7 protein-coding genes are annotated in these 8,906 nt (G+C 68.6%); 2 read left to right on the top strand and 5 right to left on the bottom strand.

Annotated elements, in window-relative coordinates:
• Nucleotides 1-198 precede the first annotated feature (198 nt).
• From ACWPXK_RS06365 to mftF, 3 genes are all read right to left on the bottom strand, one after another.
• Nucleotides 199-1,560 carry a GAF domain-containing protein gene (locus ACWPXK_RS06365; RefSeq protein WP_454195036.1) on the bottom strand — a complete coding sequence of 454 codons (1,362 nt, stop codon included), beginning with the start codon at nucleotides 1,558-1,560 and terminating at the stop codon, nucleotides 199-201.
• 114 nt (nucleotides 1,561-1,674) lie between these two features.
• The gene (gene mftG / locus ACWPXK_RS06360) at nucleotides 1,675-3,126 is read right to left on the bottom strand and encodes a mycofactocin dehydrogenase MftG (RefSeq protein WP_454195035.1); all 1,452 of its coding nucleotides are present in this window, start codon (nucleotides 3,124-3,126) and stop codon (nucleotides 1,675-1,677) included.
• Between the two features lie 398 nt (nucleotides 3,127-3,524).
• Complete coding sequence (mftF, locus tag ACWPXK_RS06355) at nucleotides 3,525-4,922, bottom strand: mycofactocin biosynthesis glycosyltransferase MftF (RefSeq protein ID WP_454195034.1); 1,398 nt, start codon at nucleotides 4,920-4,922, stop codon at nucleotides 3,525-3,527.
• Between the two features lie 551 nt (nucleotides 4,923-5,473).
• On the opposite strand from mftF, the gene mftR2 reads away from it, so the two are divergent.
• Both mftR2 and ACWPXK_RS06345 read left to right on the top strand, forming a co-directional pair.
• The gene (mftR2, locus tag ACWPXK_RS06350; RefSeq protein ID WP_454195033.1) at nucleotides 5,474-6,112 is read left to right on the top strand and encodes a mycofactocin system transcriptional regulator MftR2; all 639 of its coding nucleotides are present in this window, start codon (nucleotides 5,474-5,476) and stop codon (nucleotides 6,110-6,112) included.
• A gap of 40 nt (nucleotides 6,113-6,152) precedes the next feature.
• A complete protein-coding gene (locus ACWPXK_RS06345; protein WP_454195032.1) occupies nucleotides 6,153-7,208 on the top strand; it encodes a 2Fe-2S iron-sulfur cluster-binding protein in 1,056 nt (351 codons plus the stop codon).
• Nucleotides 7,209-7,253: 45 nt separating this feature from the next.
• On the opposite strand, the gene ACWPXK_RS06340 is transcribed toward ACWPXK_RS06345, so the two are convergent.
• Both ACWPXK_RS06340 and ACWPXK_RS06335 read right to left on the bottom strand, forming a co-directional pair.
• On the bottom strand, nucleotides 7,254-7,991 hold the full coding sequence (locus tag ACWPXK_RS06340; RefSeq protein WP_454195031.1) for a DNA alkylation repair protein: 738 nt from the start codon (nucleotides 7,989-7,991) through the stop codon (nucleotides 7,254-7,256).
• 58 nt (nucleotides 7,992-8,049) lie between these two features.
• Nucleotides 8,050-8,811 carry a glutamate racemase gene (locus ACWPXK_RS06335; protein WP_454195030.1) on the bottom strand — a complete coding sequence of 254 codons (762 nt, stop codon included), beginning with the start codon at nucleotides 8,809-8,811 and terminating at the stop codon, nucleotides 8,050-8,052.
• Between the last annotated feature and the right edge of the window lie 95 nt (nucleotides 8,812-8,906).

The raw sequence follows: 8,906 nt of genomic DNA, 5'->3' as shown, positions 1-8,906 counted from the left end.
TGTCAGTTACATCACACGGAGGTGATCCGTGCAGTGCGAACCTTAGGCGGTCCGTCAATAAAAGGGAACTACTTCCTCTAAAAATTTCTGGACGGACGTGCAGGTACGGCTTTCGGCGGTCAGAAGCCGAGGCCCGAAGCGGGTGTGCGGTCACATTCTCGCCCCAGCGCCGTCCTGCCGCACCCCTGGCTGAGCAGATTAAGCGCCGAAACGTTGCATCAGCGTTGCATCGGCGCCCATCCGGCGATCCAGGACTCGGATCTTGGCCTCGATCTGCGCATAGAGCGGTGTCTCTGGATCGGCTGTCGCGCGGTAGGCCGTCCAAGCCGCGGCGTCGTCCCGGCCTTCCGCGCCGGACGTCCACCGTCGCAGCACCCCCGGATCGCCGGACTTCAACACCGCGATGCGCAATCGCACCCGGAGCTCGTCGCGAATGTCGATGATGCCCGGCGCGGTCGAGCGCGGTAGCACGGGCCCGGCGTGAAGTCGTAAAGCCGAATCGACATCACCGGAGTCGAGCGCGGCGCGGAGCGCTTCCACATCGGTGGCGACCGGAACATGCAAACGGTAGGGCCGCGATCCGAAGACGGCCGGACCCACCACCGCGCGCAACCGCGACATGGCCGCGCGGATGGTGCCGTTGTCCAGATCGGAGTCGTCGAGCAGCAGCGCGAGATGGTCGGCGCCGAGCCCCTCCGGATGTTCGGCGAGCAGCAGCAGGATCTCGGCCTGCCGCTGCGACAACGGAACTCGCCGGTCGGCGATGCTCAGCTGGGGCTGCCCGAGGCCGAGCACGTCGAGGCCGAGCCGAGCGGCGGGTTGCGGCCGCCCCGTGTCGCGCCGGGCCGCGTCGCGCTGCCCGGACCGCATCGCGGTGAGCAACAGGTCCATCTCCGCGGCGGTGGCGGTGGCTTTGACCAGCGCGAGGATTTCCGGCTTGGCCACGCGGACACCGCCTGCGATCATCAGCACGCCGACCAGCCTGCCGTCCGGATCGTGCACCGGCGCCGCGGCACCGGTGATCCGACGCATCCGGTACAGGAAATGCTCGGGTCCGTGGATCCACGCGGCGCGCCCGGTGCGCACCACCAGGCCGATCGCGTTCGTTCCGATGCGGCGCTCGCTCAGGTCGTCGCCCGCACGCAGGCCGATCTCCGCCGCGGCCGCCACCCGCTCGTCATTGCCCTGTACCGAGAGCACGCGGCCGAACTGGTCGGCGACGACGACCATCAAGCCCGTTGCGGCCGTGTCATTCACGAGCAATTTGTCGATCAGTGGCATCAGCGCGGCGATCGGATGGGCCTGGAGGTAGCGCCGCAGATCGGCGCCGCGCAGACCGCGGTCATCGAGCGCGTCCATCGGGTCGACCCCACCGCGCAGGCTGCGCAGCCACGATTCCAGCACGGCAGGGCGCAGCAAACCGGCGAGCTTCCCGAGCTGATCGCCGCCCGCCCAGAGGTATCCGTGCGCCTGCTCGGCATAGACCTCGAGCGCACCGAGTGGGGCGTCCGGCTCGATGCCGTGCCATGGTGGCCGCCCACCCGCCATGTTGCTGACCATTTGCCTTTTCTTTCCGCCCCAAACTGTACCGGCGAGTAGCGGGCGAATGGCCAGCTTTGTCCGTCAGGTCACAGCCGGGCGCGGGCCATGCCGACGGTGACCCGATGATCCGCACTACGAGGCGAGGTGCGCGGCCGCCTTTTCCGCGAGCATCACCACTGTGGCCTGTGGGCCACGGCCCAGCGGCACTGGCACGACGGAGAGGTCGGCAATGGACAATCCCGTCACGCCGCGCACTCGGCACATCTCGTCCACCACGGCCGCCGCGTCGTCCTCGCGACCCATCGGACAGGTCCCGGATAAATGTTGCGACGTGGCCAGATTCGCGCGGAGCCAGAGGTCGAGATTCGCGCGCGCCGGAATGGGATCGACAGGACGCGCGTTCATTCGGCGCAGCAAGTCGGCGGCGGTCGACACCGCGTCGCGCAGGCGGGCGCGATCGGCTTCCTCGGCGAGGTAGTGGTAGTCGATCAGCGGCGCGTCGGCGGGATAGGCCGAGCGCAGCCGGAGTACGCCGCAGGATCGCGGGCGCATCAGCGCGACGCCGAGCCTGCGCACGCCCGGTGTGAAAGACACCGCGTACGGCCGGATCTCGATATCGCCGACATCCAGCACGGACTCCAGCGGAACGGTCTGCCGCCCGGCCAGGTCGAGTTGATAGGAGATGCCGATCTCGGGATGGTCGGTGAACCCGGCGCCGACGGCGGCGGCGTGCACCACCGGAATACCCAGTGCGCGAAGCTCTTCCGGATCGCCGATACCGGACCGCAACAGCAGCACGGCCGACTCGATCGCACCGGCGCTGAGTACGACGCGGTCGGCCCACTCGGTATGAGCCTTGCCCTCGCGCACGCAATCCACTCCGATCGCCCTCGAACCATCGAAGCGAATGCAGGTGGCATACGTGCGTGGCGCGACGCTCAGGTTCGGGCGCGACAACGCGGGCAACAGGTAGCCGAGCGCCGTGCCGGTCCGCCTGCCCCGGTCACAGTTGCACGGCACCACGCCGACGCCGTCACCGCAGTCCGGCGCGTTGAGATCGGGCACCTCGCCGAATCCGGCGTCCAGGCACGCCGCGGTGAACGCCGCGCTGACCGGGGCCGGATGCTTGGTGCGGTGCAGCGGAACCGGACCGCGGTCGCCGTGCCACGGGCGATCGCCGAAATCCAGGTCACGCTCGGTGCGGCAGAACACCGGCAGCACGGCGTCGAACGACCAGGTGGACGAGCCGCCGAGCGACCGGCTCCAGGCGTCGAAGTCCGCCGTCGTGGCCCGGACGAAATACCCGCCGTTGATCGCCCCCGAGCCGCCGATCACCTTGCCGCGCACGATGGTCGCGGGCACCGGCGGATCGTCGGCGAGAACCACTTCGTAGTGCCACAACCACTCCGCCCCTGGACGCAGTGGCATCGCGGTCGCGTCGAGCAATTCGACGGGAACCGCGGCGGGGTCGTCCCACAACTGCCCCGCCTCCAGCACCCGCACCGTATGCGCCGGGTCCGCGCTCAGCCGCTCCGCCAGGACACTCCCAGCGGTACCACCCCCGACGATAAGTGTGTCGACCATGCTGTTCCGCCTCGCTCCTCCGCCTCTCCGGGTCTTAAGGCCGTACTAGTCGGGTGACGCGAGATTCGCGTTCAGGTCCTGCGCTGGGGTGCCACTAGAGTTCTGGGCGTTCCCGGTGAGTTACCCATGTACTCACGAGATTAATAATTGCGAGTCCATATTTTGCTCGGAAAGCCGAGCAGCACCAAAGGCCACGTATGCCTCGCGGCGCGTTCGCCGACTGGACCACAGCGTGCTCCTCGCAGGGGTTGTCGGCGATTCCCCTCTGACTGCCCGCACGAGTCGGGTGAGCCTGTTCCCGATCGGGAACCACCGCGTGACGATCGCGGCCTCGAGAGCGGGCTCAGCTGGGCGCGGTGCGGCGGCGCGGGCGACGGGGCGGACACGATCGGGTTCAATCAGCGAGGCGTCGTGGGTTTCAGCGCTTCCAGGCTGCGTGCGTGGAAAGCGCCGAGCCACAGGCCGGTGCCGTAGGCGATGTCGTCGAGCCGCTTGTAGGCCACGTATCGCACCGGATCGAGTCCGCCCGCGTCGCGATGGGTGAACCAGTCGGCCAGGCCGTCCGCGACGGCCATCGTGACGGCGATACGCCGAATCCGCCGCGAGACGAGCATCGCCAGCAGCGTGATCGGCCAGTAGTGCCTGCACATGGCCGAGGCGAGCCGCCAGAGTCCGGCGAAGAAGCCACGCGCCAGATAGATCGCGGCGACGCGGGTCGGGTTGTCCAGCTCGGCGAAGACCCGGCGCAGGCGGGCCAGCGCGGTGATCAGGGTGACGATCCCGCTGAGCAGTCCCCACTTGGTCAGCGTGGCGAACAGGAACGCGGCCAGCAGCGTCCAGGACGGCACCGAGAGCGGTGCGACCATCCCGGCGTGTCGCTCGCCCAGCGGCGCGGCGCCGGTGCCGTAGAACAGCTTCCGGCCGAACCAGGCGCGGAAGCAGACCCGGTGGTCGTGCGCCACGTGCGCCGCGGGCTCGTAGCGCAGCCGCCAGCCCGCCCGTTCCAGCCGCCAGCACAGGTCGACGTCCTCGGCGACGTGCATCGACTCGTCGAAGCCGCCCTGGGCCAGCAGCGCCCTGCGGCGCACCAGCAGCGCCGCGCTCGGTACGTAGGACACCAGCCCGCGTGAGTGCACGGCCGCCTCCCGCCTGCCGAGATCGAGGGAGGAGCGGGTGTGCTCATAACGCGCCAGCGCGTTGGACTCCGGGTCGAGCGCGACGATCCGCGGCGCGACCAGCGCCACCCCCGGGTCGCTGAAGTGGCCGAGCATCACCTCCAGCCATCCGCTGCGCGGCACCACGTCGGAATCGAGAAACGCGACGAAGTCGGTGGTCGCCGCCCGCAAACCGGCGTTGCGCGCGGCTGCCGGGCCCTGCCGGCGGTCGTGCCGTAGCACCGTGACCCGGCAACGGGTTCCGCGATTGCGCGGAATGCGGACCGGCTGGTCCGAACCATCGTCCACCACGATGACGTTGTGCCCGCGCAGTGCGGCGAGCAGCCGCGCCAGCCCCTCGGCGTTGTTGTGCAGCGGCACGATGATGGTGACGTCCTCCGGCGACGGCAGCAGGCGGGGACGCGGATTGGCCACTCCGGAGTCGAGCAGCCGTCTGGCAACGACGGCGGACTTCGGGCCGTTCACCTCGAGGTACCCGTCGCCGATCATCTCGGCGGCCTCCGGGGCAAGCCGCAGCAACCGGGCCGGCGAACCGCCGATCAGTACCCGCCCTCCGGAGTATGCGCGTACCCGAGGATCGATCCGCACCCCGAATCCATCGGGCAGGCGATCATGGCGCATTCCTGGCATGCTAGGCGGAGATTCGCGCGCGGACATCAACAGTGCGGAAAAATCGGCGGAATTCCGGGCGCTACCGGCCCGGGGTCGGGCACCTGGCGCGCCGGACCCGATGCCGACAATTCGCCCACGCGACTTTCCCAGCATCCGGCAACAGAGTGGCTATTGCCCGGTCGCGGACCGCGCCACCGCCGAACTCGGGTCATTAGCACCCTCTCAGCAAATTGCATGGCAGCACGCCAGCGGACTCTCGTCGCAAGCCCGCCCGGGTCGGCGTTCCGGCGTGAAACCGGCCGGGCGCGTCGCGCTCTGGTTCAGGCACCGACCCTGCGCCCACGCCCACGCACAGCTGACAAAATGGAACATGTTCCCCTCCTCCGGAGGGCGACCGGATGAATTCCGCCCGTCGCCGGTCCGGACGACCGGCCCTTCCGGATGCGCGCCGAGTCGAACGCGCGGCGACCGGGGCCGGGACGCGGCGCTTTAGACTTCGGGTGGCAAGCAGCTGAACAGAATGTGACGGGCGACATACGCCCCGCGGTGGTAGAGGTGGCATGGGAGTCGGACGAATGCAGGCGAACGGGGGCGGCAGCACACTGTCGGAGTCCGAGATCGTCGAGGCCGCACTGCGGGTGGTCCGCCAGGACGGCGTGGAAAAACTGTCGATGCGGCGACTGTCCCGCGAACTCGGCGTCTCGCCCATGGCGCCGTACTACTACGTGGCCGACAAACGCGAGCTGCTCGACCTCGTCGCCAGCGCGGCACTCACCGGAGTCCGCACGCCACCAGCCGCAGCCGGTCCGTGGCAGCACCGGCTGCGCGACCTCGTCGACCAGATCGACGAAAAGCTGCGCAAGCATCCCGGTCTCGGCGACATCCTGATCGAGCAGATGCTCGGCAAACAGCTGGACCTGATCGCCGCGATCATGGACATCCTGGCCGAAGCGGGATTCGACGACCGCAACGTGCTCGCCGCCTACGCGACCATCCACACCTATCTCTTCGGCCGCAGCCGGGTGAACCCGCGGGACCGGTCCGCACCGGCCGACGTCACCCTGCCCCCCGTCGTGGAGCGGGCCACCCGGCACATCGGCGACCTGCGCGGGCGGTACTCATACGACTTCGGCATGGACGTGCTGATCGCCGGTCTGGAAGCCCAGCTTGTCCGGCAGGCGACGCCCGACGTACGATGAAACTGGAACACGTTCTAGTTTTGGTTTTCGAGAGGACGACATGACCACTGTCGAGATTCCGCACGGCTCGCGCTCGGTCGTGCTGCGGGTGTCCGCGGTGATCGCCGAAACGGCCGACACCTGCTCGCTGGTCTTCGACGTCCCCGACGAACTGGCCGAGAAGTTCCGCTACCAACCGGGGCAGTTCCTCACGCTGCGCATCCCCAGCGACCGGACCGGCTCGGTGGCCCGGTGCTATTCACTGGCCAGCTCGCCCTACACCGACGACCGCCCGAAGGTCACCGTCAAGCGGACCGAGGGCGGCTACGGGTCGAACTGGGTGTGCGACAACGTGAAAGCGGGCGACCCGATCGAAGTACTGCCACCCTCGGGCGTTTTCACGCCCAAGGATCTGGACGACGATCTGCTGCTGTTCGGCGCGGGCAGCGGCATCACACCGGTGATGTCCATCCTGAAGTCCGCGCTGGCACGCGGCACCGGCCGGATCGTGCTGGTCTACGCCAACCGCGACCACGAATCGGTGATCTTCGCCGGTGAGCTGCGCGAGCTGGCCGACAAACACCCGCAGCGGCTCACCGTGATCCACTGGCTGGAGTACCTGCAGGGGTTGCCGACGGCCGACGCGCTGGCCACCCTCGTCGCGCCGTATCGGGGCTACGACGCGTTCATGTGCGGGCCGAAGCCGTTCATGGACCGGGTGCACGACGCTCTCGCGCAACTGGGCGTGCCGCGCTCGCGCACGCACGCCGAGGTGTTCAACTCCCTCGCTGGAGACCCGTTCGCCGACCAGGCGCCGGTCGAGGTGTCCGACGAGGAGGCCGCCGACGCGGCGACCGTCGAGGTGGAACTCGACGGTGAAGTACACGAGCTGACCTGGCCGCGCAAGCAGACGCTGGTGGACATCATGCTGGCCAAGGGCTTGGACGTGCCGTATTCCTGCCAGGAAGGCGAATGCGGATCGTGCGCGTGCACGGTGCTGGAGGGCAAGGTCGAAATGGACAACGCCGAAATCCTCGATCCCGAAGACATCGACAACGGCTACATTCTCGGTTGCCAGGCGCATCCCGTGACCGATCACCTGAAGATCCAGTTCTGAGTCCGGCTCCGGAACCGATCGGCATCGGCCGCTTGCGCGGCTGAATCATCGAGTGCGGTACTCGGCGCGGAGTTCGGGCGGCAAATGCTCGATCGCGTAGCTCAACGCGGTACGCCCCATGGCCGTGGCGTGCTGGTCGAGGAAGCCGATCAGTAGCGCTCGGTCGATGCGCTTGCCGATTTCGCGCAGCATCCAGCCCAGCGCCTTCTGGATCAGGTCACGCCGGTCATCGAGCAATAGTTCACTCAAGGCGAATGTGGTCGACGCGTCGCCCGCCTTGATGAACGCGAACGTGGACAGCACGGCGACCCGCCGCTCCCACAGCGAATCAGCCTGTGCCAGTTGGAAGAGCAGATCGCGGGGTTTGTCCAGCAACCACGGGCCGACGATGTTCTCGGCCGACACGTCGACGAGATCCCAGTTGTTCACCCGGCCCCGGCGTACCGCCGCCAGGTACAGCTCCACCATGGCGGCGCGAGCGGCGTCGTCGAAGGTGCGCGGCTTGGACGCGGCGGCGAATCGCGCGTTCAGGATGACCAGCCCGGCGAAGCGATCTTCGTGCACCGCGCTGTCGAGCAGCCGGTCGATCTCGTCGAGCGGAAGCTCCGCGAAGCGTTTCGCGACACCTCGGCTCGCCGGCACGCGGACGCCGATGAACACGTCACCCTCGCCGTACTCACCCGGCCCGGTCTTGAAGAACCGCTGCAAGTGCACCGCGTCGGCCGGGTTCGCGATCGCCCGCAGAGCCGCCTGCACATCCGCCGCGCTTGCCACCTCAGTCATCGGACAACCCTCCGTTCCGACCTGCCTCAGCCGGATCAGCTCCCGAGCGCCTGCGCGTTCACCCCTGCGCGCCCAGAATGCGGCCCGACTCGAAAGCCGCCGCGCTGGCGGGCAGGGCACCCGGCCTGCCGCTGTTCAGTACCCGGACCTCGCCGTTCCCGGTGCTCGTGCGACCAAGCGCTTCGATGCGCCGAACGGTCTGCGCGGCAACGGCTTGCGCGCTGTCGAAGAGGCGCACACCGTCCGGTAGCGCGGCCATGATCGCATCGGTCACCAGCGGATAGTGCGTACAGCCGAGCACCACGCCCTGCACGCCCTCGGGAGTCTGCGCGGCGGCGCTGGCGATCGCCTCGCCGGCCGCCGCCAAGTCGCCGCGATCGATCGCGTCCGCCAGCCCATGACACGCGACGCCGACCACCTCGGCATCGCCGCCGAACTTCGCGATCAGATCGGCCTGATACCGGCTCGCCGTGGTGGCGGCGGTGGCCCAGACCGCTACCGAGCTGCACACGGCGGCCGCGGGCTTGATCGCGGGCACGGTGCCGATCACCGGAACGCCGGGCCCGACTTCCGCGCGGACATGCTCCAGCGCCGTGACGCTGGCGGTGTTGCACGGCAGGACGATCACCTCCGCACCCGATCGAAGGGAAGTCCGCGCGGCGTCCACCACGCGCTCGACCACCCACTCCTCCGGCTTCGGCCCCCACGGCGCGCCATGCGGGTCCAATTGCAGGAGAAGATCCACATCCGGCCGCAACTTACGCAACCAAGCGGAGGTGGGCAGCAACCCTAGACCCGAGTCGATGAGCGCGACGATCACCGGACCACCGTATTACTGTCCCGCCTCTCCGCGTATTCTCCCCCCGCCTCTCCGAGTCTTCAGGCCGTACTAGTCGGGTGACGGAGATTTGCGTT

It is taken from the genome of Nocardia sp. Marseille-Q1738 (assembly GCF_965283145.1).
The sequence above is the reverse complement of the archived record's forward strand: the minus strand, read 5'-3'. Positions and strand labels throughout refer to the sequence as shown.